A 26,614-nucleotide genomic window follows, 5' to 3' on the forward strand; every position below is an offset into this window, starting at 1 on the left:
CAATTAAGATATGACTTATATTTTTAGAGTAAAAATTATATACGGTTATTTGTATTAATTTTTAAGAATAAAAATATATAGGAATATCTGTTTTTTAATACAAAGTATTAAAAAAATTGATTAAATACAATTAAGATATGACTTATATTTTTAGAGTAAAAATTATATACGGTTATTTGTATTAATTTTTAAGAATAAAAATATATAGGAATATCTGTTTTTTAATACAAAGTATTAAAAAAATTGATTAAATAAAATTAATTATTCCTATACAGTTAATGTATGTTTAATATAAATTATAAATAATTAGTATAAAGGGCATTTAATAGACAAAGTATAAAAATTTGTATATAATATAAATGTATTTAAAACATAGATAAAAGAGGTAATAAAATGTCTAATAAAAACAATAAAAATCAAGCTATGGCTAAAGATACTATTATATATATGTTAGCAAAAGGTATAGAGGGTATAGTGGGAGTGCTTACTATATCTGCTATGTCTTATATATACATACCAGAACAAACAGGTAGATATTCTAGTATAAATATAGCAGTAACAACAGTTGCTATGGTGCTAATACAGTGGCTTGTACAGTCAGTATTAAGGTATATTAATAAATATGAGCTAGATAATGAGCAAGATAAATTTTTTTCTACAGTTTTCTTTTCTTGGTTTAAGGTTAATATAATAGTATTTTGTATAGCAAGTTTTTTAATAACGGCTTTAAGTTTAGGGTTTTTTAAGGGTATAACTAATGTTTATCCTATAAGTCTTATTATAGTTAGTTTTATTATGTTTTTTACCTATAATACATCTCAATTGATTATAGGAATGCTTGCAGGTATTAGAAAAAGCAAGATAAATTTATTTTTATCCGTTATAAATGTAGTAGGTAAACTTTTTGCTATTGTTGTTTTAAATAAGATATTTACAACTAAGATAGAATGGATATTTATAAGCTATATAATATTTGATTTTATAACGGCTTTAATAGGTTTTATAAAACTAGATATAAAAAAGCACATAAAATGGCAATACTATGATAAAGAAATATTATATGTTTTAAAAATGTATGGTATTCCTTTAATGGGTAATATGATAGCTACATCAGTTTTAAATAAATCGGATATATATGTTATACAATATTTTTTAGGAGAAGATAAAGTAGGTATATACCAAACAAACTATTCTATAATAGCATCTGCTTTTACTCTTTTGGCAACAGGTGCTATGAGGGGAAGTTATCCTACTATTATTAGGACTTGGAGCGAAGGTGATGAAGAGCTTACAAAAACACTTATAGGTAATGCTATAAGGACGTATCTTTTAATATCTTTACCAGCAGTTGTTGGGGTGTTTTGTATTTCAGATTTTGTAGCTAAGGTATTATTTGAAGCTAAATATTTTGAAGGGCATAGCATAATGGGATTTGTTTCTCTTGGTATGATGTTTTTAGGGCTTACAGAATATGCTATAAAACCTTGGGAGCTTAATGCTAGGACAAAAGAAATATTTAAAAGAAGTATGATAAGTGGTGTATTAAATATAATATTAAATGTTGCGTTTATAAAAATATTTGGGTATAAATTTGCTGGTATAAGTACATTTATAGCATTTTTCCTATATTTTATATTGGCGAAAAATGGTACAAAAGAGCATATGTCTTTTAACCTTAACAAGCCATCTTTATATAGAATAATAATAAGTATATTTATAATGGGAGCAATTATAATTATTATAAAACAATTATTGCCAGTTAATATTATTACATTATGTGTACTTATATTTATAGGTATTTTAGTGTATACACTATGTTTATATTTTACAGGAGAAATAAAAAATGAAATAAATATTATTGTAAATAAGCTTAAAAAAAGATAATACTTAACAAAAATATGTAATGAGGGTATATTTAAAATAATAATAAATAAAAGTATCTAATTTTGTAAAATTTTTGTGAAAATAATTGTATTACCATAAATAAATATTGTTAAAGGTTATAAAAAGTGGTAAAATAGAAATAATGTAAAAACTATTAAATATTTTATATAAAATAGATAAGAAAGGAATTTACACCTATGAAAAAGATTTGTATGATTGGTATTGGATATGTTGGTTTACCTACTGCTGCTATGTTTGCATCTAAAGGGCATAAGGTAATTGGATATGATTTAAACCCAAAAGCCGTAGATGCACTTAATAAAGGTGAAATAATAATAGAAGAGCCAGGTCTTTTAGAGCTTGTTAAAGAATGTGTAGAAAGTGGCAATTTATCTGCTACAACAGTTTGCCCACCAGATTGTGATGTTTATATAATAGCAGTGCCTACACCTATTAATAAAGACAAAACAGCAGATATGAGCTATGTAGAAAGTGCTACAAGAGCCATTGTACCTAATCTTAAAAAAGGGTGTATTGTTATATTAGAATCTACTTCTCCTCCACGAACAGTAGAAGATTTAATGTTACCTATACTTAAAGAAACAGGACTTGAGCTAGGAGAAGAACTTTTAGTTGCACACTCTCCAGAGCGTATACTACCAGGTAAAGTTATAGAAGAGCTTAGAACAAATAGCCGTATTGTTGGTGGGATAAACGAAAAATCTAGCTTAGAAGTTAAAAAAGTGTACGAAAGTATTGTAGAAGGAGAAATATTTATTACTACATCTACAACGGCTGAAATGTGTAAAGTTATGGAAAATACATTTAGAGATGTAAATATAGCTTTGGCTAATGAGCTTGCAAAAATAAGTGAGGAGCTAGGGGTTAATGCTTTTGAGGTTATACGTCTTGCAAACCACCACCCACGTGTAAATATCCTAAGCCCAGGGCCTGGTGTAGGTGGGCATTGTATAGCTTTAGACCCGTGGTTTTTAGTAGAAAAATCTCAAAATGCTAAACTTATAAAACAAGCAAGAGATATAAATGATAGTATGCCACAGTTTGTATTTGATAAAATTAAAAATATATTAGGTGGTTTTAATGGACAAACAATATCTTTATTTGGTGTAACATATAAGCCAAACATAGATGATGTTAGAGAAAGTCCTGTTATGCACCTTTTAGATATGCTTAAAAAAGAAAATGTAAAAGTAAATGTATGTGACCCACACGCTAAAGACCAAGTGGAAAACAATATGGATATTTATGATGCAGTAAAAGATGCTAGCATTATAGTTTTAGGAGTAAATCACGATGAGTTTAAATATATAGATTTTAATAAAGTATCTACATTATTAAAAGATAAAAATATATTAGATACAAGAAATTTCTTTAATAAAGAAGAAATTATTAAAAATAACATAAATTATTATTTATTAGGTGAAAAATAATGGAAAAAGTTCTTATTATTGCAAACCAATTTCCACCTATGGGCGGTTCTGGTGTTCAAAGAAGTGTAAAATTTGTAAAACATCTTAGAAGTTTTGGGTACGAACCTATTGTTTTTACAAGAGAAACAACAGGAGCAAATTTAATAGACGAAACTCTTTTAAATGATGTACCAAAAGGTGTAAATATTATTAGAACAAGGGCTTATGAACCATCGGAAGTAAAAGGCATTTTAAAAATACCTTTTAAGGTACTAGCTAAAATAATGATTCCAGATAGTGCTAGAATATGGTTTGAAAAAAGTAAAAATAAGGCTCTAAAAACTATACAAGATAACAATATAAAAATTATATATACAACAAGTGCGCCTTATAGCGACCATCTTTTAGGGTTGTATATAAAAAGAAAAATACCAAGCATAAAATGGATAGTAGATTTTAGAGATGAATGGACTAACAACCCTTATACATTAGATAACCCACATAATGCTATAAGAACAAAAATAGAAAAAAATATGGAAAAAGATGTTCTTTTAGAGGCAGACTACCTTATAACTAATACGCCTGTTATGAGAGATAACTTTATAAAAAATAACAGTATACCAGAGGATAATTTTTATGTTATACCAAATGGATATGACGAAGAAGATTTTTATAATATGGATTTTACAAAGCCTAACAATGATAAATTTACAATGGTTTATACAGGGGCTTTATACGGTAGAAGAAAGCCAGATAACTTTTTTAGTGCAATAAAAAGCCTAAAAGAAAAAGGCATAGTAAAAGAAAATACTATAAAAGTTAAACTTATTGGCAATTACCATAAAGATAGGCTACAAGCCCAAATAGATAGCTTTGGGCTAACAAATGAAATAGAGATAGTTGGGTATGTACCTCATAATGTTTGTATAAAACATCAGCTTAGTGCAGATGCCTTAATTTTAATAGAAGGTAGTGGTATTGGTGCTAATGCTTTTTATACAGGTAAAATATTTGAATATATGAACACTAAAAGGCCAGTACTTGCAATACTTCCAGATGGGGTTGCTAAAGATTTAGTTTTAGAAAGTAAAATAGGCATTGTAGCTAATACAGACAATGTGCTAGAGATAGAAAATATTATAAAAAATTATTATGAAAAATGGCAACAAAACAATTTAAATTTTGAGCCGGATTTTAACATAATAGAAAAATTTGAAAGAAAAAGACTTACTAAAGATTTGGCTAATATTTTTGATAAGGCTTTAGAGTTTCCAAAAAATTAATTTGTTTAAAATTGTATAATATATTATAATAATATAAAATATTGATATTTAATGTATTATATATTAATATTAAAATAATACCTTGGGGTGTGATAATAAAATGAAAGTGCTTCATTTAATAAGCGGGGGAGATGGCGGAGGAGCAAAAACTCACGTTATAACTCTTCTTAAAAGGCTTATGAAAGAAGGCATAGATGTAGAGCTTTTATGTATAATGGAAGGTGCTTTTACAGAAGAAGCTAAAAATGAAGGTATCCCTATAAAAATTATACATCAAAAGAGAAGATATAGCTTAAGGCCTATTTTAGATATAAAAAAATATATAGCTAATGGTGGCTATGATATAGTACATTGCCACGGAGCACGTGCAAACTATATAGCATTTTTTATAAAAAATAGCCTTAACATACCTTTTATAACAACTATTCATAGTGATTATAAGCTAGATTTTAAAGATAGCATATATAAGCAGGCTATATTTATGCCTATCAATGCTATTGCTCTTAGAAAGTTTGATTATATATTAGCAGTTACAAAATCTTTTAAAAATATGCTTATAGAAAGAGGATTTGATGAAAAAAAATTAAAAGTTATATATAATGGTATAAATATGCAAAAAGAAATAAGACCTTTAGATAAAAAGGAATTTTTAAAAAGCTATAACATACCTTATGATGAAAGTTATTTATATGTAGGGATAGCAGCAAGGCTACAACAAGTAAAGGGGTTAAAACATTTTTTAGAAGCTAGTAAAATTTTACTAAAAGAAGATAAAAATATTATGTTTTTAATAGCTGGTAGTGGTGCATTAGAAGATAATATAAAAAGCTTTATAAAAGAAAATAATTTGCAAGACAATGTAAAAATGCTTGGTTTTGTAAAAGATATAAACAGTTTTTATAATGCTTTGGATATAAATGTTTTGACAAGCTATTCTGAAAGCTTTCCGTATGCTCTTTTAGAAGGGGCAAGGCTTAAAAAAGCTACAATAGCAACTTGTGTTGGTGGTATACCAGAAATGATAAAACATAATGAAACAGGGTTTTTAATAAAACCAAGTAGTAGTAAAGATATAGCAGAAAAAATTAGTATACTTTTAAAAGATAAAAAGCTTATGTCTAGCTTTGGTGAAAGCTTTTATAAATATGCCTATGACCATTTTTCTGATGAAAAAATGGCAAAAACACATATAGATATTTATAAAAACATTTTAAAGGAGGAAAATTGTGAGTAAAATAGTAGATGAAAAAGGAAAATTATTTGGAATTGTAAATGTTGTAGATTTATTAGTGGCAATAGTAATAATAGGTGTTATAGCTATTGTTGGGATAAGGCTTACTAGTAGTAGCAGAAATGCAGAGGGGCAAAGTCCTTTAGATGGTAAAAAAGAAATATATGTTACTTTATATGGAAACTCTATCGTGCCAGAGGCAATAGATACCTTAAAACCAGGAGATAAACTTGTAGCTAACAATGTATTTACAGATGCAGAAATAGTGTCTATTGATATGGAGCCAGCAGCCTATATTACTACTAATTATGAAGGAGAGGCTATCCTTGCACAACACCCAATATGGAAAGATATTACGGTAGTTATAAAAGATACAGTAAATGCGTCTAGCCCTATATTAAAGGCAGGTAATCAAGAGGTTAGAGTAAACTATAACTTTATATTAAAAACACAACAGTTTGAGGCTAACTGTAAAGTTCGCAATATAGAGATTAGAGATATGGCAGATGCTACAACAGTAGAATAGCATAGCTTTATAAGAACAGGAGGTATAATATGCCTTTATTTATAAAAGATAGTATTATTTATAGGCTATTTGATAAAATAATAATAAAATCATACAGTAATAGCTTATTTAAAAAATTTGTATATAAAATATTAAATTGTTTTAAACAGAGTTTTTTATATAAAAAAGTGAAAAATTATTTAAATAAAAAGCCGTATTTTTTAAATAGTTTAATATATAAATTTATTAGAAAAATAGTAAAAATAATAGATAAAATAATGGATTTTTTATACAACATAATAAAAAAATGTCTATTAGGGAGTAAAGCATTTTTAAATTTAAGAGATATAAAAAATGATATAAAAGGTAAAACATTAACAGTATTATGGATATTAATAGGTAGCTTTAACATATCTTACACCATTGTGTCAATATTTATTAATAGATTTAATATTTATGTATCTCTTGGACTTTTGGCTTTAGCCTTTGTATTATTTTTATTTAGTGAAAGCACAAATTGTTTTAAACAAAGTTTTATTTATAAAATATTCAAGAGTTGGTGAAGATGTGAAAAAGCAAACGCTAATTAGTTTAATAATATTATTTTTATTAGCTGGTATATTTGGTGCATTTTTTGGTATTGAAAATGTAATTATATTTTCATTAGTACTAGCTATTATAGGGCTTGTATTTGCCAATTATCAAATTATAGCATATGCACTTTGTCTATATCCTTTTATAGATTTTGTGCTAAGAAGTTTTGCACCAGGTATAGCAAGCATATGGGACGAACTTTTATTTATAGCTATGTTTTTAGTATGGGGCTATAAATATATTAGATATAGAAATGAAGAAGGATTTAAACAAACACCATTAGATTTGCCTGTTATATTGTTTTTAATAGCAATGCTTGTTGTATTTATTATAAATTCTCCAGATTATAGAATATCTTTAGAGGGATTTAGGGCGGTTATACAATACATACTTTGGTATTTTGTTATAATACAGCTTTTAAAAGATACTAAAGGAGCTAAAATGCTGTGCCTTATATTTGTTATAGTTGTTTCCTTAATGGCTATACACGGTGTATACCAATATATAATAGGGGTTGAAATGCCAGCAGGTTGGGTAGATAGCAAAGAGGCAGGTGTTAGAACAAGGGTATTTTCTATCCTTACTAGCCCTAATATACTAGGCTCGCTTATTACATTGGCTTTACCTTTAACATTGTCATTTGCAGGGTTATATAAAAATATTAAAACAAAAGCATTATTTTATATACTTTCATTGATAATGGTAGGGTGCTTAGTATTTACTTTTTCAAGAGGTGCTTGGATAGGCTTTGGTGTATCTATATTAGTTTATGCATTTTTAAAAGATAAAAGACTTTTAATACCTGTTTTAGTAGTAGGGGTATTATCAGCATTGTTAGTACCTGGTATTGCTAATAGGATATCTTATATGTTAAGCCCAGAATATATAGAAAGTAGCTTAAGAGGTGGAAGACTTGTAAGATGGATAACAGGGTTACAAATTTTACAAGGAACTCCTCTTTTTGGGGTAGGACTTGGACATTTTGGTGGTGCTGTTGCTATAAATAATGAGTTATCTTATTTAGTGGGAACAGAAATGGTAGAAACATTTTATATGGATAATTACTACCTAAAAACAGCTGTGGAAACAGGATTTTTTGGATTATTTGCATTTTTAATACTTATGTATCAAATATTAGTAAATGGTTTAAGAACTATTAGAATAACAACAGATAAAGTATCTAAGGAGCTAGAGATAGGTATTTTAGCAGGTCTTTTTGGTGTTATTGTGCATAATTTTGTAGAAAATGTTTTTGAAGTACCTATGATGACATCTTGTTTTTGGCTTTTGGTAGCAGTACTAATGCATTTTTGGTATATAAATTATAAAGATAACAATATAGTTTTAACAAATAAAAATTAAGGAAGGATAACCAATGATTAACTTATTAATAGCTGGGTATCATGGATATGGAAATTGCGGAGATGAGGCAACTTTAATGGCTATGACAACAAACATTAAAGAAATGGCACCAGATGTTAATATAACTGCTATTTCTCATATTCCTGAATTAACAAAAAATGAATACAATATTAATTCTATACAGAGATTTAATGCTATTGAAGTGATAAGAGCTATTGTAAAAAGTGATATCATACTATCTGGCGGAGGCACTTTAATACAAAATGGCACTAGCACACGTTCACTTTTATATTATTTAAGTATTATAAAAACAGCAAAGCTTTTTAAGAAAAAAGTAATGCTTTATTCTAACGGGATAGGACCTGTTAATGGAAATTTAAATAGAAAATTAGTAAAAATGGTAGTTGACAATGTAGATTTAATTACTCTTAGAGAAGAGTTTTCTAAAAAAGATTTATTAGATATGGGTGTTAAAAAACCTAAAATTTACGTTACAGCAGATGCTGCTTTTACCCTTAAATCTATATCAGATAAAAAGGCAAAGGATTTTTTAATAAAAGAAAAAATACCCCTTGATAAAGATATTATAGGAGTATCTGTCAGGAACTGGAGCAAGGCTAAATATGGAGATAAATATATAAAAGAAATAGCCAGTGCTTGCGATAATATGGTAAAACAAGGTAAAACCATTCTTTTTATACCTATGGAGCAACCAAAAGACATAGAAGTATCTAAAAGAGTAATGTATGAAATGAAACAAGATAGCTATATATTACAAGAAATATATAAACCAGATGAAATACTTGGCATAATAGGACAGATGAAACTTATACTTGGTATGCGACTTCACACACTACTGTTTTCTGCATCTAAAAAAGTGCCTATGATAGGACTTGTGTACGACCCTAAGATAGAGTATTACCTCGATGTTTTAAATATGCCAAACGGTGGAGATATTAGAACAGGGGACATAGATGCAAAAAAACTTACTGCTCAAATGGAGGGTATGTTTATGGGACTTGAAAGATATGAGGATATATTATCTGAAAAAATAGATATACTTTTAGATAAGGCAAAACAAAATGAAATTCTTTTAGGTAAAGAGCTAGAACAAATAAGAACTAATAAAAAATAAATTTACTAGGAGGAGTAGTAATGAAACAAAAGGTATTAATTGGAGTACAAATATTTTTTGCAACAGTTATAATAGCAACAGGTGTAACTTTTGCAAAACAAGCTGGAGGTTCTGACGACCCATTAGTTGCAAAAAGCTATGTAGATGATAAAATAAATCAAGTTTTAGAAGTAATAAATACTACTGTAGGTTCTAATGTAGGAAATAAACCAACTAACACTAATGTGCAAATAAGTGGAAATAGCTTTAAACCAGTATTAGTAGAGGTTGGGCAAACTATATACGGTAAAGAAGGTACAGAGCTTATATTAAGAAGCGGAAAAGGAAATGCTGTTGTACCTGGTAAAGAAGGTATTGCAAATATAACAAATGGTATAGAGCTTAGAAATAAAAACACAGTAAATAAGAATCATTTTCTTATAATACCTAGAGATGACGGAAGAGGTGTAAAAGTTACTGAAAAGGCGTGGTTTTTAGTAAAAGGTGATTACGAGATAAAATAAAAGGAGTTTTTATATGTCTTTTACAGTTTGCAATATATTAGGCGTTCCTATAAACAATGTAAATTTAAATGAAGCTATAGGGTTGGTACTTTTATATCTTGAAAAAAATGAAAAAAAGATAATTTTTACGCCTAATCCAGAATTTATTATAAATGCTATTAACGATAGAGAATTTATGGAAATTTTAAATAAAAGCGACTTAAATATAGCAGACGGAATAGGAGTAGTAATAGGTGCTAGAATGCTAGGATATAATATAAGAGAGCGTGTTCCAGGATTTGACCTAGTACAAGGTGTTTTTTCAAAAATAAAAAATACAGATAAAACAGTATATTTTTTAGGTGCTAGCGAAGAAACAATTACTACAGCTAAAGAAATGATGGAAAAAAAATATAAAGGAATTAAAATAGTTGGCACTCATAACGGATATTTTAAAGATGAAGAGGGTAATATAATAATAGAAAAAATAAATGAGCTTAATCCAGACTTATTGTTGGTTGGACTTGGCTCTCCTAGACAAGAAAAATGGATATACAATAATAAAGATAAGCTTAATGTTAAAGTTATGATAGGTGTTGGTGGTAGCTTTGATGTTATGAGTGGCAATGTAAAAAGAGCTCCTAAAATTTTTATAAAGTTAAATTTAGAATGGTTTTATAGGCTTATAACACAACCTACAAGGTTTAAAAGAATGCTAAAGCTACCTTTATTTATTATAGAAGTTTTAAAATATAAAATAAAAGGTGGTAAAAATGAAGGAAATATTAAAGAATAAAACATTTATAAAATATTTAAATATTATTATTGGGTGCTTTTTATTAGGTGTATCAATTAATATATTTTTAAAGCCTAATACATTTGTTCTAGGTGGAGTTACAGGGCTTGGTATTATACTAGATAGCTTAGCTCAAACATATTTTGGAGTACCTTTTCCTATTTGGCTTAGTAATATTTTAATAAACTTGCCATTATTTTTAATAGCATATAAAATATTTGGCTTAAAATTTTTAGGAAACACTCTTTTTGCTACATTCTTTTTATCTTTTACATTAGCAGTTACAGATTTTTTACCAGAGTTTACAGAAGATATATTTTTGGCTGCACTTTTTGGTGCAGTTATAGACGGGATAGGGTTAGGGCTTATTATAAGAAATAGATGTAGCACAGGAGGTACAGACCTTTTAGCTATTATAATAAATAAATTTTTAAGACATATACAAATATCAAAAATACTTCTTTGTATAGATGCTACTATAATATTTACTGGTATAATTGTTTTTGGCGTTAGACCTACATTATATGCCGTTATGAGTGTATTTATAGTAAGTAAAGTGATAGGTATAGTAGTAGATGGGTTTGATTTTGCTAAAGCTGTATTTATTATTAGTGATAAATCTGACGAGATAGGGCATAGTATATTAAATATTATTGATAGAGGTGCAACATCATTAGATGCTCACGGTATGTATACAAAAAATAAAAAGAATGTTATATTTTGTGTTGTAAAGCAAAAGCAAATACCAGAGCTTAAAGAAGTTGTGGCAGATATTGATGAGGGTGCTTTTGTTGTTATTGCTAATGTTAGCGAAGTAATAGGAACAGGGTTTAAAGGTATGATAGATTAAATACCCCAAAAAATAAAGCTATTTGTAAATAGCTTATTTTTTTTGGTTATTTAATATTGTATTTATTGTAGTGTCCATTTTTTTACGCATTTCTTCTTCCTCTAGGAATATAGTTGTTAATACATCTATAATATATATTGTTGAAAACTGAGAGTTAATAAAGGAATTTTTAGTAAGCAATTTAGAATTAGGTGTAATAATAAAAAAATCAGAATTTAAAGCTAATGTGCTTGTAGGAAAACTAGTAATAGATGCTACAAAGCATTTATTGTTTTTAGCCAAATTTATAGCATTTATAACATCTAAAGTTTCCCCAGAGCAAGAAAGTGCTATAACTAAATCATTTTGATTTAATATGGAGCTATTTATAATCATAAGATGAGAATCTGTAATAGCTTGACAATGAAATCCCATTCTTATAAGCCTAAGCATAAACTCTGTACCTGTTAGGCCAGAGCTACCAAGCCCATAAATGTATATTCTTTTAGCATTTTTAATTTTATTATATAAAATTTTTAAATCATCTATATTAACTATATTTTTAGTTGTATTTATAATATCTTTATAAAATGAATGGACTTTATATAGAGGGTCATTTTTTGTAGTAATTGAAGATGAAGACAAATTTATAGAGCTAATCATAATTTTTAAATTAGCAAAACTTTGGCAATTTATTTTTTGACAAAATCTAGTCACAGTAGCAGTAGATACATTACAGTTTTTAGCAAAAATTGTAATATTCATATTTTCTATATATTGGGAATTTTCTAAAATATAGGCTGCTATTTTTTGTTCTTTTAAGGAAAATTCAAGATACTTTAATTGAATTACTTCTAAAATGTTCATTTATATCACCTTATTTTAATTTATTTATCATTTTAATATTATAGCATAATATACAAATAATTTAAACAATGTATATTAATATGCAAAACAAACATAAAATTTAAATATTTTTAGCAATAAAGTGTATAATATCTATAAAAATATAAAATATAAAATAATAAAATATTTATGGCTATACAACTATAATAAAAAATACTACAAAAAATTTGCTAAAATTACCATTGATTAAAATAATTTTTATGAATACAATATAAATGTAAATTATTTTAATACGGCGTTAATTTTATATATTAAAGGAGAAATGAAAATGAAAAAACAAGATTTAAAAGGAATATTTAGTGCATTATTAACATCTTTTGACGAAAATGGAAATATAAACGAAGCTGGAGTAAGACAAATTGTAAGACACAATATTGACAAAATGAAAGTAGATGGGTTATATGTTGGGGGTTCAACTGGAGAAAACTTTTTAATATCAACAGAAGAAAAGAAAAAAATATTTAAAATAGCTAAAGATGAAGCTAAAAATGATATTAAGCTTATAGCACAAGTAGGGTCATTAAACATACACGAATCCATAGAGCTTGCAAAATATGTAACAGAGCTTGGATATGATGCTATATCTGCTGTTACTCCATTTTATTACAAATTTAGCTTTGAAGAAATAAAAGATTATTATAATACTATTATAAATAGTGTAGATAATTACCTTATAATATATTCTATACCATTTTTAACAGGTGTTAATATTAGTGTAGAACAGTTTGGAGAACTATTTGAAAATGAAAAAATAATAGGTGTAAAATTTACAGCAGCCGACTTTTATTTATTAGAAAGACTTAGAAAAGCATATCCAGAGCATCTTATATATGCAGGATTTGATGAAATGATGTTACCAGCTACTGTATTAAACGTAGATGGTGCTATTGGGTCTACATTTAATGTAAACGGTGTAAGAGCTAGACAGATTTTTGAATTAGCACAACAAGGTAAAATAGAAGAAGCATTTAAAATACAAAATGTAACAAATGATTTAATAACAGCTATTTTAGGTAATGGGTTATATCAAACAATTAAGTATTTATTACAATTACAAGGTGTAGATGCTGGATATTGTAAAAAGCCTATGTCTGTTATAACAGACGCTCAAAAAGAAAAGGCAAAAGATATGTATGAAAAATATTTAAAAAATATCTAGTTTGCATTATAACAACCTATAAATACAGGGAGTACTTAGTATAAAATTATTCCCTGTAAATAGGTGTATAATATAGTTGAAGGGAGAGATATAAATGAAAGCTAACGATTTAGGTTTTACAACAATAGATTTAATTATACTAGTAGTATATTTATTAGCAGTTTTAGTTGTAGGTATACTTTTTTCTAAAAAAGATATGAAAGGTAAAGAGTTTTTTAAAGGTGATGGAACTATACCTTGGTGGGTAACAAGTGTTTCTATATTTGCAACCCTTTTAAGCCCCATATCTTTCTTGTCTTTAGCAGGTAACTCTTATGCAGGAACTTGGTTTTTATGGTTTGCACAATTAGGGGTTATTATAGCAGTCCCACTTACAATTAAATTTTTCTTGCCTATATACAGTAGGTTGGATATAGACACTGCTTATCATTATTTAGATATGAGGTTTGGTAGTAAGGGGCTTAGGATATTAGGTGCTTTAACTTTTATAATATACCAAATAGGGCGTATGTCTATAATAATGTATTTACCTTGTGTTGTATTATCAGGCCTTATGGGCATAAATGTAAATATTTTAATAATAGTTATGGGGGTAATAGCTATTATATATTCTTATACAGGTGGGTTAAAGTCTGTATTATGGACAGATTTTATCCAAGGTGCTGTTTTAATAGTAGGTGTAGTATTTGCTTTAGTTTACCTTATTGGTGGTATTGACGGTGGCATAGGAGCAATTTTTAAAGAATTTACACAAAATCATAAATTTTTAGCAGAGAATGAAGTTTTATTCGACCCTAATATATTTAAGACAAGTGTATTTATAGTCTTAGTGGGTGCTGGGTTTAACACATTTGCATCTTATGTATCAAGTCAAGATATAGTACAAAGATTTACAACAACAACAGATACTAAAAAATTAAATAAAATGATGTTTACAAATTGCTTATTATCTTTATTTGTTGCAACGGTATTTTATTTAATAGGTACAGGGTTAAGCGTATTTTATACACAAAATCCATTACCATCTATTGCTAAACAAGACCAAATATTTGCATCTTATATTTCATTGGAATTACCAGTTGGTATAACAGGTATATTATTAGCAGCTATATATGCAGCTAGCCAATCTACATTATCAACAGGCCTAAACTCTATTGCTACAAGCTGGGCATTAGACATACAACCTTATATAAGCAAAAATATAGATGAGCGTAAACAAACAAAGATTGCACAATATATATCTCTTGGAGTAGGTATTGCCACTATAGGTATATCTATACTTCTTGCTAATGGAGATATAAAATCTGCATATGAAACATTTAATGCTTTTATGGGTCTTGTTTTAGGGGTATTAGTAGGTATATTTGTTTTAGGTGCATTTACTAAAAAAGCTAATGCAAAAGGTACATTTATAGGATTTGTTGTAACGGCTATAGTAATAGCAATTATTAAATACAAAGTGCCAAGTATTTCTAGCTGGTCTTATGCAATAATATCTATTTTAGTTTCTTTAGTTGTTGGGCTTATAGCAAGCTCAATGTTTAAACCAAATAAAGAGCTTGATGAAAGAGCTACAATATACTATAAGTAGGAGGGTTAGTTATGATATATAGCAACATAAAAAATATTGGAGAATATAGTTTTTTACCTGAAAACATACAAAAATGTTTTGATTACATTAAGAAAAATAATCTAAAAGATTTAGAAAAGGGTAGCTACGAGATATGTGGTAAAGATTTATTTGTTAATATAGTAGAATATGAAACAACAACAGAAGATAAAAGAATTTGGGAAGCTCATAAAAGCTACTTAGATATACATTTTATCTTAGATGGAGAAGAGATTATAAATGTAAACTTTATAAATAATATGGAGCAAAAGGAATTTGTAGAAGAAGAAGACTTTTTAAACATTAATGGAGATAAAAAAAGTAGTATTGTTTTACAAGAAGAAGATTTTTTAATACTTTATCCTAACGATGCACATATGCCATCTGTAAATGTTTCTAGTAGTAAAAAAGTAAAAAAAGCTATATTTAAGGTGAAAATATGATTAAACAATATATATCTATAGATATAGGTGGCACTATGATAAAATATGGTATCATAGATGATAATGGAAATATTTTAGAAGCTAATGAGATAGAAACAGAAGCATTTAAAGGTGGAGAGTACATTTTTAATAAAATTAAAAATATATGCCAAAATTATATTTTAGAAAAAAACATATTAGGTATATGTATATCAACAGCAGGAATGGTAAATGCCAATACAGGAGAAATTATATATGCCAATAAATCTATCCCTAATTATATAGGTATAAATTATAAAAAATCTTTTGAGAAAATTTTTAATATACCTTGTGAAGTGGAAAATGATGTAAACTGTGCTGGTCTTTGTGAAGCTTATGCTGGAGTTTCTCAAAATACTCATTCTAGCCTATGCCTTACAGTAGGTACAGGCATAGGAGGGTGTATTATTATAAACAACAAAGTTATAAACGGATTTTCTAACAGTGGTTGTGAGGTAGGATATATGAATATGTTTAATAGCACATTTCAAGATGTTGCCTCCACAACAGCCTTGGTAAAAAATACGGCAGATGCTTTAAATATTGATAAAAATAATATTGATGGAAAGTTTATTTTTGAAAGAGCAAAACAAGGAGATAAAGTTTGTATAGAGCAAATAGATAAACTTTGTGATTATTTGGCTTATGGAATAGCTAATATATGTTACGTTATAAATCCAGAAATTGTAGTTTTAGGTGGGGGAATAATGTCTCAAAAAAGTTATTTATATGATAAAATATTAAATAGTTTAGGTAAATATTTAATAGAGCCAGTATTAAAAAATACAAAAATTGATTTTGCTAAACATAAAAATAATGCTGGTATGTTAGGTGCATATTATAATTTTTTAAATAGACAAAATTTAATATAATTAACCTAAAGCTAAACATTGATAATAGATAAAATAGGAGGATTTAGTATGGAAAAAGGGCTAATAGTATCTTGTCAAGCATTAGATAATGAACCTTTGCATAGCCCATTTATAATGGGAAGAATGGCATTAGCTGCCCATCAAGGAGGAGCAGTTGGTATAAGAGCTAATAGCGTTGAAGATATAAAAGAAATAAAAAATAATGTTAATTTACCTATAATAGGTATTATAAAAAAAGATTACAAAAATCTTGTTCCATATATTACACCAACAATGAAAGAAGTGGAAGAACTTGTAAAAGAAGGTGTTGATATAATAGCTGTAGATGCTACTATAAGCCAAGATGAAAAATTTTTAAGGGAAATAATATTAAAGTATAAAGACCAAAAATTTATGGCAGATATATCTACCTATGAAGAGGGTATGCGAGCAGATGAAATAGGGTTTCATTATGTAGGTACTACTTTAATAGGGTACACAGAGCAGTCTAAGGGTATAGAAAAATTTGAAGTTTTAGAAAGGCTTATAAAAGATTGTAAAAATGCAAAAGTTATAGCAGAAGGAAATTTTAATACACCAGAGCAAGCAAGAAAATCTATTGATATGGGAGCTTATGCAGTTGTTGTAGGTAGTGCTATAACAAGGCCACAATTAATAACAAAAGCATTTGTAGATGCTTTAAAATAATAAATACCACCTAAAAATAGGTGGTATTTATTATTTTAAATATAATTTTAATTGATTAATCTTTTTTTAAGTTTATAGAGTTAATAACAGAATCTATTTCAGATTGTATATACCCTAGTCCATTTTCACTTACAACATCTATTCTAATTAGTGAAAATACATCGGCATCATTAAACTCTACTAATGTAAGTACAGTTGTTATATATGAATCTTTAAATTCTATTATAGAAGTTGTTAAAGTTTTGTTGTCTATTGTTTTTACAATAGAGTCTTCTTTTAAGTCAGCAGATGGGTCGCTAGATATAGCCTCTTTAGCATAGCTATACTGTTCTTGTGGGTTTCTTTCATTTTTATTAGAACTGCTAGCTATTATGTATGCCATATTAGGTCCATCTTGTTTATAAAAGCTATAAGGAACAGCTCTTTCTAGCCTTTTCCAATCACCAGGAACAGTTATAGTTGTAAATTCTAGCTCATCAGAGAATAATTTTGCTTTATTCATTTTTTGTTTTGTATAATCTGTTGTAGATAGTAAAAACTCAAAATCATCAGAAGAATCTAAAGATTCGGCAGTACCAATAACACCTATAAAGTCTTTAGAATTTCCCTTAACCTCTATTGCACCAACAAATGCGTAAAAGTGTGAAAAATTATTATTTATTTCATAAACTTTTTTATATATTGTTTTATTTTTTTCTTTATATGTATCTTCTGACAATAAGCTAAAAGTTGCAGATTTTTCAAATATTTCTTCTTGAGATTTAAAAAATTGTTCTTGAGTAGTTTTGTCACTTTCTAATAAATCCATTGTAAATGTTGAAGTATTATCTGGGTTAGTAATTGCAATTTCACCATATAAATTTAGAGCCTCTTCGTATCCTTCTGGTATTTCATATTTTAATAAATAGTTTAAGGAAGCCACTTGATTTTCTTTAAGCTCTTTTTGTACAATAGTATCTATACTTTTACTTGGTAAAGCATTAAAAAGAGGTTTACAAAAAACTGTAATAATAAGTAAAATTTCTAAGATTATTAGTGTTATTTTCGATTTTTTCATAAAATTTCTCCTTTGATTACTCAATTAAGGTATGATTTAGTAATTATCATATCTGTTTAAATATTCTTCGTATTGATATCTATCCATTAAGACATCACGTTGCTTGCTACCATTTTCAGAAGATACAATGCCTCTGTCTTCTAGTTCTTCTATTATTCTAGCAGCTCTGTTATAACCTATCCTAAATTGTCTTTGTATCATAGATGTAGATGCTTTTCCTTTTTTTACTAAAAAAGATATTACATCTTCTGTAAGCTCATCGGAATTATCAGATGATATATTATCATTAGATTTTGCAGAATTTTCTATTTTATTAATTATATTTTCATCATAATTAGGTGAACTATTTTCTTTTATAAAGGTTACTATATGTTCCACTTCCTTGTCGGATATAAAAGCACCTTGTATCCTTAAAGGCTTGTTCATATCAACAGACCTAAAGAGCATATCACCTTTACCAAGGAGCTTTTCTGCACCAACTGTGTCTAAAACAGTACGAGAATCTGTTCCACTAGACACAGCAAAGGCTATCCTAGATGGTATATTTGCTTTAATAAGACCTGTTATAACATCAACAGAAGGTCTTTGTGTTGCTATAATAAGGTGTATACCAGCAGCCCTTGCAAGTTGGGCAAGCCTACATATAGATGCCTCTACTTCTTTTGCAGCAACCATCATAAGGTCTGCAAGCTCATCTATAATAATAATTATTTGAGGTAGCTTTGGCTCATTATTTTCTTCTTTTAAAGAATTGTAGCCTACAAGATTTCTAGTACCTGTTTGGGCAAAAAGGTTATATCTTTCCATCATTTCAGATACAGCCCAATTTAAAACACCAGCAGCCTTTTCTGGCTCTGTAACAACAGGTGTTAAAAGATGTGGTATACCGTTATAAACACTAAGCTCTACTACTTTTGGGTCTATCATCATAAGTTTAACTTCTTCTGGGTTAGCTTTGTATAGTATACTTGTTATAAGTGTGTTTATACAAACACTTTTACCAGAGCCAGTAGCACCAGCTATAAGCATATGTGGCATTTTTGCAATATCAGTAACAATAACATTACCTGTAATATCTTTTCCTAAGCCAAAAGCAACTTTTGAAGGAAACTTTTGAAATTTTTCTGCACATATTACTTCACTTAAAAATACACTTTTAACTTCTTTATTAGGTATTTCTATACCAACGGCAGATTTACCAGGTATGGGAGCTTCTATCCTAATAGAGCTAGCAGCAAGGCTAAGAGCAAGGTTATCAGCAAGGCCTAATATTTTGCTTACCTTTATACCATCTTCTATGGATAGCTCATATCTTGTAACAGAAGGTCCTTTGCTTATGTTTATTACTTGAGCATTTACATTAAAGCTTTTTAGTGTTTTAACTAGTATATAAGAGTTTTCCCTAAGCTCAATATCGTTATTTTCATCTATTACATTAGGATTTTTAGATAAGAATGATAGCTGAGGGAAAATATATTCTTTTTTTACATCTTCTTCAACATATAAATTTGTTACCATTTTTTCAACATCAGGTTTTATAATAATAGGTTCATTTATATTTTGTTCTTTTTCTTCCATTTTGTCAACATTTTTATATGATTTATTGTTAATATTATTATTTTGGTTTATTATAGTAAACCCATCGTTATCTTTTTTCATATAAGATGTGTTGTTATTTTGAGTTGGTGCTATGTTATTAGATAATACTTTATCCTTGTTATCATCATAATCTAAAGGTGTGGTAGTATGTAATAATAAATCTTCATCATCATCTAAAGTAATATCATTTGATAGAGGTATATTTTCATTATCATTTAAAGATGGATTATAAGATAAATCTAAATCTAAATGGTTATTATCTTTTATATCACTATCTAAGTTTTCAGGGATATCTTCATTTATACCATCATCAAAATTATAAAATTCGTCTAAATTGTCTAGTAAATCATCGGCTACTTCATTTTCTAAAAATTCTTCTGGAGGATTTTCAAAAATATCTTCTATAGATGTATCATTTGCAAATTTTAGGTCGATGCTAAATTTGTTATCTATAGTAGCACTTTTAGTATATTTCTTTTTACATATATTATTAACGTATTCTTCCTTAGATTTTATTTCAAATAAGTCTTTATTTTTTGTTGATATGTCATTTTCAAAATCTTTTATTATATTTGCCGTTGTAGAATATATGTTGCTATCTAAGGTGTTATTTAAGTTTTTATTAGATATATCTATATTATTGGCCTTAGTAGTATTATTTAGATTTTTATTATTATAATTTTGTGGGTTATTTATTTCATCTATTGCAAAAAGAATTTTTTTGTCCTTGTTTGATTTAGGATTTTTATTCATATCAAAAAAAACTGGTTTTTCTATGCGTTTGTATTTATCTATACCATCAAATAGGTAATTATCGTACCTTTTTATTATTCTTCTAGGTGTTTCAAACTCGGTATTACTTAGTATAATATCAGGGTTAGGCAGTTTTTTTGGTGTTCTTTTACTTATAGGTGGTGGAGGGGGTTGCTCTATTTCTTGTTCTTCTTCATAGTATGAACTACTATTTTTTCTATCTAATATAATTTCTTTTATTTTTGAAAAAATACTTTTTCTATTTAAATTATCTACATTTTTATCGTCTTTAAAGTCTTCTTTAACATCATATTCGTAGTAAAAATAATTAGATAGGTTTTTAAAACTTGTATAAACAGTTTTAAAAAATGATTTGCCAGCTAATAAAAATATACTAGCTACAAATAAAATTAAAATAACAATATAACTTCCAAGAACACCTATTATTTTTATAAATAAATCTCCTATTAAAGCACCTAAAATACCACCATCTAAAAATTTTGCTGTTCTATATTCATTAGCTAAATATGTAAAATAGCTTGAAAAATTATTTATATCTTGCCTAGTTATAATATGAAAAAAGCTTATTAAAAGAATAAATGATATTATAGCTAATACTAGCTTAAAAATATTTATTTTATTAGTTTGTACAAAAAATATATATACACTAGATACAATCATTATTATAGGTAAAAAATAAGCACCTATTCCAAATAACCCCTTAAAAAAGCTGCTAAGTGCCTTTCCTAAAAAACCTCCACTGCCAAAAAATATACTTATTATAAGTAAAATGCTAAAGCATATTATAAGTATAGATGTTACCTCTAAGGATAGGCTAGCACTAACAGGACTTTTAGGAGGTATTAAGTGTTTTTGCTTTTTGTGTTTTAGATTTTCCTTTTTATTTTCTGTTTTAGCCATTTAAAAACTTCCTTTGTAATATACTTAAAATTATTTATTTATAAAACTTTTTTCTATGTTTATTATACATTTATATCTTTTATCTAAGGCAGATACATTAGATTTTATATCAGATATAAGTTTTGTTTCTTTTTCTTTTGAAAAGTTATAGGGTATAACTAAATCAAATATAAAATTTATCCTATTTTGTCCATCTACAAGCCTATGGTCGTGAGTGTCTAGCTCATCATCATAATTTTTAAAAACATTTTTTATAGTGTCTAGTATAGTTTGTATTCTTTCATCATTTACATTTACAGGGTCCATATGGATAGTTAAAAATATATTAAGTTCTTTTTGGATATGTTTTTCTATAAGGTCTATTGTTTCGTGAGATTTAGTTATGTCTATATTGCTAGGCACTTCTACGTGTAAAGATGCTATACTTTTATTAGGGCCGTAGTTATGAACTAATATATCGTGTACTCCTATAACGCCATCGTAGCTAATAGCAATAGATTTAATTTTTTCTGCAAGCTCATTATCAATAGCTTCTCCTAAAAGAGGAGATAAAGTTTCTTTAGCAAGGTTAAAGCCAGAATACATTAAAAATAGTGCTACAAATATACCAAAATACCCATCGAGATTAATATTAAAAAATTTAAATATTATTAAAGATACAATAGTTACAGAAGTTACTATAACATCATTACGGCTATCTGTTGCAGTTGCTATTAAAGAATGAGAATTTATTAAAGTTCCTATTTTTTTGTTAAACATAGCTTGCCATATTTTTATTAATACAGTAATTAATAAAATAAATATAGTTATATAGCTAAAAGATATAGTTTCTGGATTTATAATTTTAAAGAAAGAAGCTCTTAAAAACTCAAAGCCTATAAGTATTATGATAAAAGATACTACAAGTCCTGATATATATTCCATTCTACCGTGGCCAAAAGGGTGCTCCTCATCGGCAGGTTTTGCTCCTAGCTTAAACCCTACTAATGTAATTATAGAGGATAGGCTATCAGAAAGGTTATTAAAAGAGTCTGCCATTATGGCAACGCTATTAATTAAAACACCTACTAAAAATTTTATAATAAATAGTATTACATTGCTAGATATACCAACTAAACTACCTAGCTCACCATATTTTGTTCTAACATTTTCATTTTTTATATTTTTATAGTCTTTTATAAATAATTTTACTAATAAATTTGTCATTATTACCTCCTAAAAAAATAATAACATTAATAAAAATTATAACAAATTAAACACTATAACACAAGTATTTTTATTGTCGACATATAAGTATTTTTATGGTATACTAAATTTAAAAATGTTTATTAGGAGTGTTTTATGCTATGAAATTTTATCCATTAAATAAAAAAATAGGTATAATTGGTGGAGGACAGCTTGGCAAAATGATGATATTAGAAGCTAAAAAGCTTGGTTGTTATATAATAGTATTAGACCCTACCAAAGACTGCCCTGCTAGTAGTATTTGTGATGAACATATAGTAGCTAGCTTTTCAGATAGAGAGGCTATATATTCCTTAGCTAAAAAATGTGATGTTATAACTTATGAATTTGAACATATAGACTATAATTGCCTTATGGAGCTTGAAGAATTGGGGCATAAAATATATCCAAGCCCAGGCTCTTTAAAGATTATTCAAAATAAATTTACACAAAAAACAGTTTTAAAAGAAAATAATATTAATGTACCTGATTTTTGTATTGTAGAGAGTATAGAAGATATAAAAAACGTTTCTTCAAAGTTTTCCTACCCAATGGTTTTAAAATCTTGCACAGGTGGATATGACGGTAAAGGTAATTACATAATAAAATGTGAAGAAGATATAGAAAAGGGTTTTAACATATTAAATCCAAATTTAAGCACACCTTTAATGATAGAAAAGTTTGTACCATTTTATATGGAAGTATCTGTTCTTGCTTGTGGAGGCTTAAATAACGATATAAAAGTATATCCAGTAGGTAACAACATACATATAGACAATATTTTGCATAAAACAATTGTCCCTGCCAATATATCGGAAGAAAGCAAAAAAAATGCTATAAATATAGCTTATAACATTATAAATATATTTAATGGCATTGGTATGTTTTGTGTAGAATTTTTTATAACAAAAGATGGAGAGGTTTTGGTAAATGAGATAGCTCCAAGACCACATAATTCTGGACATTACACAATAGAAGGGTGTGTTACAAGCCAGTTTGAAAATCATATAAGAGCTATTTTAGGGTTACCCTTAGGTAGTACAAGCTTATTAAATCCTACTGTAATGATAAATCTACTTGGTGAAGATGGACATAAAGGAGATACTTTGGTAGAGGGACTAGTAGAGGCTCTTAATATAGATAATGTTTTTGTACATATATATGGCAAGAAACAAACAGTACCTAAAAGAAAAATGGGACATTTAACTTGTTGTATGCAATCTCTAGAACAAGCAGAAAATAATGCAACAAAAGCTTATGATTATATAAAATTTATTTCTAAAAATTAGGAGGGATAGTATGACTAAAGTAGGAATTATTATGGGAAGCGACTCAGATTTAAAGGTTATGAGCGAAGCTGCAAATATTTTAGACCAATTTAATATTGAATATGAATTAACTATTGTGTCTGCACATAGAACACCAGAAAGATTGTACCAATACGCACAAAGTGCAAAAGATAGAGGGTTAAAAATAATTATAGCAGGGGCAGGAGGTGCAGCTCATCTACCTGGTATGGTAGCAGCTATATCACCTTTACCTGTTATAGGTGTACCTATAAAAACAAAGGCTTTAAAAGGTGTAGATTCTTTACATTCTATAGTGCAAATGCCAGCTGGTATACCCGTTGCAACAGTTGCTATTAATGGTGGTACAAATGCAGGGTTATTAGCCGTACAAATATTAGGTGCTTTTGATAAAGGAATTAGTGAACAAATTAATTCTTATAGAGAGAATTTAAATAATTCTGTGCTAGAAAAGGCTAAAAATTTAGAAGAAATAGGGTATAAAAAATATATTAAAGAATTTATGTAAAATATTTATAGTATATAAAATTTGTTTTTAGCTTTTTTAATAAAGTTTTAACTAATTATATATTAATATTATTATGACATTTTTTGCGTTTTTTTGTTAGGTGTGTTTTATACCCTAGTAAAAGAATTTAATAAATTTTGTACAACCCTATTGAAAATGCTAAATAACTGTGATAAAATGTTACAAGGTATATCATTTGTATGTAGTTTTTAGTATGAATGGTATATTTTAATTTTTATTTTGGAGGTATTTAAATGGATCACAATAAAATAATTGGTTCAAATGTTAGATTTGAAAGACAGAAAAGAAACCTTACCATTGATGAACTTTCAGAAATCTTAAATATTGCACCAGGTTTTTTAGGACTAATTGAAAGAGGGCAAAGAGGTACTAGTATAAAAAACTTATGTAGGATTGCTAATTTCTTTAGCATTACATTAGATCAGCTTATTACGTGTCCTTCAGATGAGAGAATGGTTATAAAAGAAGAACCTAATATTGAGAAAAAAAGAACAACTATCGCAACTTATATTAGTAGTATGGACGAACAAGAATTAGATTTTGTTATAGGTACTATGAAAAATTTTAAAAAATATGTTTCTAATAAAAATGGAGAAAAAGAAGATATTTAGTAAAATAATAGTGTGATAAAAAGTAGATAAAATAAAAGCTTATGGTTTAAACTATATATTTTGTTTTAGCTACTTTTTTTATTTTTTATTATATATGGAAATATTTGTATTAATAATTTAATTTATTATTGTAATTTTAATGTATATATATTATAATATATAAAATAAGTATAAATATATTAAGGGGGGATAATATGGGTATTGCTACTATAATATTTTTTAGTTTTAATTATTATATTTTTAAATATGTATCAAAAATTTTAACAAACTTCAAAAAAATAAAATTAATTTATATATTAATGGCTTTAACTAATACGTCTTTAATGCTATTAGCTTATAAATTAAAATTCCCTTACTATATTTCATATTTTTGTGTATTGTCGACATTAACTATAGAGTTTTTAATATTTTCTAAGGCTAAGTTTATACAAGCATTTATTTGTAGCGGAATATTGATTATTAATATTAGTATTATGCAAATGTTATTTGTGCCTATTTATTCTTATATTATAGGTATGACTCCATTTGAGATGTTTAATGATGAAAAAATGTTTTTTTATGGGTTAGCATTATTATTTATTATACTATTTATTATCCTTAAAATAAGTTTAAAGTTTATATCGTCTGGAGATATTATTAAAATTTCAACTGCACCTGTTTATGCTTATATGATATCTACTGTAATAATGTTTATTTTACTATTTACAATAGTAGATGTTATAGTATTACAAAGTAAATATTATACTACGGATTATATGATAATGCTTACAACTATACCGATATTAAACGGTATATTGTTTTATATGTTATTTTTTTACAGTATAAAAAGTGTTAAAAAGGTTGTTTTTAAAAGAAAGTCTGATGAATTAGAGCTTATCAAAATGAAAAATAATATTAATAAAAAAAATATAGAAGATAAAATATTAAAAGATGATTTAACAGCTTGTTACAATAGAAAATATATAATGGAAGATTTAAAGGATAAATATAAAAGAAATATATATAACTTTTGTATTTTGTTTGTAGATATAGATGGACTAAAAAATGTTAATGATAATTTAGGACACGAAATTGGCGATGAATACATAATAAATGTTAGCAAAGTTTTAAAAAATTCTGTTAGAGAAAAAGACATAATATCTAGAATAGGTGGAGATGAATTTATTATAATTTTAACAGATATAAAAGAAGAAGAGGTAAGTATTGTTTTAGATAGGATTTACAAAAAAATTAAAACATTAGATAATCTTACAAAAGATTATAAAGTATCTGCAAGTATAGGTACTATATTTATAGATGAAACTTTATTACAAACTGGAATTGAAAATATTATTAAAATTGCTGATGATAAAATGAGGCTTCAAAAGATTCATTCAAAAGGAGAATAA

At 27.1% G+C, this 26,614-nt stretch carries 24 protein-coding genes; 20 read left to right on the forward strand and 4 right to left on the reverse strand.

Annotation, left to right across the window (positions count from 1 at the left end):
• The first annotated feature begins 393 nt into the window (after nucleotides 1-393).
• The 11 genes from R5Z65_RS03860 (at nucleotide 394) to R5Z65_RS03910 (ending at nucleotide 11,552) form a co-directional block, all read left to right on the forward strand.
• Nucleotides 394-1,884 (forward strand): oligosaccharide flippase family protein, encoded by a 1,491-nt coding sequence (locus R5Z65_RS03860; RefSeq protein WP_317367180.1) that lies wholly within the window; start codon nucleotides 394-396, stop codon nucleotides 1,882-1,884.
• A gap of 197 nt (nucleotides 1,885-2,081) precedes the next feature.
• Nucleotides 2,082-3,335 (forward strand): nucleotide sugar dehydrogenase, encoded by a 1,254-nt coding sequence (locus R5Z65_RS03865; RefSeq protein ID WP_317367181.1) that lies wholly within the window; start codon nucleotides 2,082-2,084, stop codon nucleotides 3,333-3,335.
• Entirely contained in the window at nucleotides 3,335-4,597 is a 1,263-nt protein-coding gene (locus R5Z65_RS03870) for a glycosyltransferase family 4 protein (protein WP_317367183.1), read from the forward strand. Before R5Z65_RS03865 ends, R5Z65_RS03870 begins: the two co-directional genes overlap by 1 nt.
• 100 nt (nucleotides 4,598-4,697) lie before the next feature.
• Entirely contained in the window at nucleotides 4,698-5,831 is a 1,134-nt protein-coding gene (locus R5Z65_RS03875) for a glycosyltransferase family 4 protein (RefSeq protein ID WP_317367184.1), read from the forward strand.
• Nucleotides 5,824-6,354: a DUF4330 domain-containing protein gene (locus R5Z65_RS03880; protein ID WP_317367185.1), complete on the forward strand. Its 531-nt coding sequence runs from the start codon at nucleotides 5,824-5,826 to the stop codon at nucleotides 6,352-6,354. The genes R5Z65_RS03875 and R5Z65_RS03880 overlap by 8 nt, the downstream gene beginning before the upstream one ends.
• 29 nt (nucleotides 6,355-6,383) lie before the next feature.
• On the forward strand, nucleotides 6,384-6,896 hold the full coding sequence (locus R5Z65_RS03885; RefSeq protein WP_317367186.1) for a hypothetical protein: 513 nt from the start codon (nucleotides 6,384-6,386) through the stop codon (nucleotides 6,894-6,896).
• Nucleotides 6,897-6,900: 4 nt separating this feature from the next.
• Complete coding sequence (locus R5Z65_RS03890) at nucleotides 6,901-8,289, forward strand: O-antigen ligase family protein (protein ID WP_317367187.1); 1,389 nt, start codon at nucleotides 6,901-6,903, stop codon at nucleotides 8,287-8,289.
• 13 nt (nucleotides 8,290-8,302) lie between these two features.
• A complete protein-coding gene (csaB, locus tag R5Z65_RS03895; protein ID WP_317367188.1) occupies nucleotides 8,303-9,424 on the forward strand; it encodes a polysaccharide pyruvyl transferase CsaB in 1,122 nt (373 codons plus the stop codon).
• 20 nt (nucleotides 9,425-9,444) lie between these two features.
• Nucleotides 9,445-9,927 (forward strand): hypothetical protein, encoded by a 483-nt coding sequence (locus tag R5Z65_RS03900; protein ID WP_317367189.1) that lies wholly within the window; start codon nucleotides 9,445-9,447, stop codon nucleotides 9,925-9,927.
• Nucleotides 9,928-9,940: 13 nt separating this feature from the next.
• Nucleotides 9,941-10,702: a WecB/TagA/CpsF family glycosyltransferase gene (locus tag R5Z65_RS03905; RefSeq protein WP_317367190.1), complete on the forward strand. Its 762-nt coding sequence runs from the start codon at nucleotides 9,941-9,943 to the stop codon at nucleotides 10,700-10,702.
• Nucleotides 10,680-11,552 (forward strand): YitT family protein, encoded by an 873-nt coding sequence (locus R5Z65_RS03910; protein ID WP_317367191.1) that lies wholly within the window; start codon nucleotides 10,680-10,682, stop codon nucleotides 11,550-11,552. Before R5Z65_RS03905 ends, R5Z65_RS03910 begins: the two co-directional genes overlap by 23 nt.
• 33 nt (nucleotides 11,553-11,585) lie before the next feature.
• On the opposite strand, the gene R5Z65_RS03915 is transcribed toward R5Z65_RS03910, so the two are convergent.
• Nucleotides 11,586-12,398 (reverse strand): MurR/RpiR family transcriptional regulator, encoded by an 813-nt coding sequence (locus tag R5Z65_RS03915; protein ID WP_317367193.1) that lies wholly within the window; start codon nucleotides 12,396-12,398, stop codon nucleotides 11,586-11,588.
• A gap of 307 nt (nucleotides 12,399-12,705) precedes the next feature.
• On the opposite strand from R5Z65_RS03915, the gene R5Z65_RS03920 reads away from it, so the two are divergent.
• The 5 genes from R5Z65_RS03920 (at nucleotide 12,706) to R5Z65_RS03940 (ending at nucleotide 17,225) form a co-directional block, all read left to right on the forward strand.
• Nucleotides 12,706-13,596, forward strand: a complete 891-nt coding sequence (locus R5Z65_RS03920) for an N-acetylneuraminate lyase (RefSeq protein WP_317367194.1) — start codon at nucleotides 12,706-12,708, stop codon at nucleotides 13,594-13,596.
• A 94-nt stretch (nucleotides 13,597-13,690) separates the two neighbouring features.
• The gene (locus R5Z65_RS03925) at nucleotides 13,691-15,187 is read left to right on the forward strand and encodes a sodium:solute symporter (RefSeq protein ID WP_317367195.1); all 1,497 of its coding nucleotides are present in this window, start codon (nucleotides 13,691-13,693) and stop codon (nucleotides 15,185-15,187) included.
• 11 nt (nucleotides 15,188-15,198) lie between these two features.
• Complete coding sequence (locus R5Z65_RS03930) at nucleotides 15,199-15,648, forward strand: YhcH/YjgK/YiaL family protein (RefSeq protein WP_317367197.1); 450 nt, start codon at nucleotides 15,199-15,201, stop codon at nucleotides 15,646-15,648.
• On the forward strand, nucleotides 15,648-16,538 hold the full coding sequence (locus tag R5Z65_RS03935; protein ID WP_334309015.1) for an ROK family protein: 891 nt from the start codon (nucleotides 15,648-15,650) through the stop codon (nucleotides 16,536-16,538). The genes R5Z65_RS03930 and R5Z65_RS03935 overlap by 1 nt, the downstream gene beginning before the upstream one ends.
• Nucleotides 16,539-16,586: 48 nt before the next feature.
• Entirely contained in the window at nucleotides 16,587-17,225 is a 639-nt protein-coding gene (locus R5Z65_RS03940) for an N-acetylmannosamine-6-phosphate 2-epimerase (RefSeq protein WP_317367200.1), read from the forward strand.
• Nucleotides 17,226-17,280: 55 nt separating this feature from the next.
• Here R5Z65_RS03940 and R5Z65_RS03945 read toward each other — a convergent pair whose 3' ends face one another.
• From R5Z65_RS03945 to R5Z65_RS03955, 3 genes are read right to left on the reverse strand one after another with little or no spacing between them, the layout of a single operon-like run.
• A complete protein-coding gene (locus R5Z65_RS03945) occupies nucleotides 17,281-18,282 on the reverse strand; it encodes a hypothetical protein (protein WP_317367201.1) in 1,002 nt (333 codons plus the stop codon).
• A 36-nt stretch (nucleotides 18,283-18,318) separates the two neighbouring features.
• Complete coding sequence (locus R5Z65_RS03950) at nucleotides 18,319-21,555, reverse strand: DNA translocase FtsK 4TM domain-containing protein (RefSeq protein WP_317367202.1); 3,237 nt, start codon at nucleotides 21,553-21,555, stop codon at nucleotides 18,319-18,321.
• A gap of 30 nt (nucleotides 21,556-21,585) precedes the next feature.
• Nucleotides 21,586-22,761, reverse strand: a complete 1,176-nt coding sequence (locus R5Z65_RS03955) for a cation diffusion facilitator family transporter (RefSeq protein ID WP_317367203.1) — start codon at nucleotides 22,759-22,761, stop codon at nucleotides 21,586-21,588.
• A 140-nt stretch (nucleotides 22,762-22,901) separates the two neighbouring features.
• On the opposite strand from R5Z65_RS03955, the gene R5Z65_RS03960 reads away from it, so the two are divergent.
• From R5Z65_RS03960 to R5Z65_RS03975, 4 genes are all read left to right on the forward strand, one after another.
• A complete protein-coding gene (locus R5Z65_RS03960) occupies nucleotides 22,902-24,068 on the forward strand; it encodes a 5-(carboxyamino)imidazole ribonucleotide synthase (protein ID WP_317367204.1) in 1,167 nt (388 codons plus the stop codon).
• A gap of 10 nt (nucleotides 24,069-24,078) precedes the next feature.
• Complete coding sequence (gene purE / locus R5Z65_RS03965) at nucleotides 24,079-24,594, forward strand: 5-(carboxyamino)imidazole ribonucleotide mutase (protein WP_317367205.1); 516 nt, start codon at nucleotides 24,079-24,081, stop codon at nucleotides 24,592-24,594.
• Nucleotides 24,595-24,848: 254 nt separating this feature from the next.
• Complete coding sequence (locus tag R5Z65_RS03970; protein WP_317367206.1) at nucleotides 24,849-25,226, forward strand: helix-turn-helix transcriptional regulator; 378 nt, start codon at nucleotides 24,849-24,851, stop codon at nucleotides 25,224-25,226.
• A gap of 194 nt (nucleotides 25,227-25,420) precedes the next feature.
• Nucleotides 25,421-26,614, forward strand: a complete 1,194-nt coding sequence (locus R5Z65_RS03975) for a GGDEF domain-containing protein (RefSeq protein WP_317367207.1) — start codon at nucleotides 25,421-25,423, stop codon at nucleotides 26,612-26,614.

The organism is uncultured Tyzzerella sp. (assembly GCF_963558545.1).
Classification (GTDB): Bacteria; Bacillota; Clostridia; order Lachnospirales; family CAG-274; genus Tyzzerella.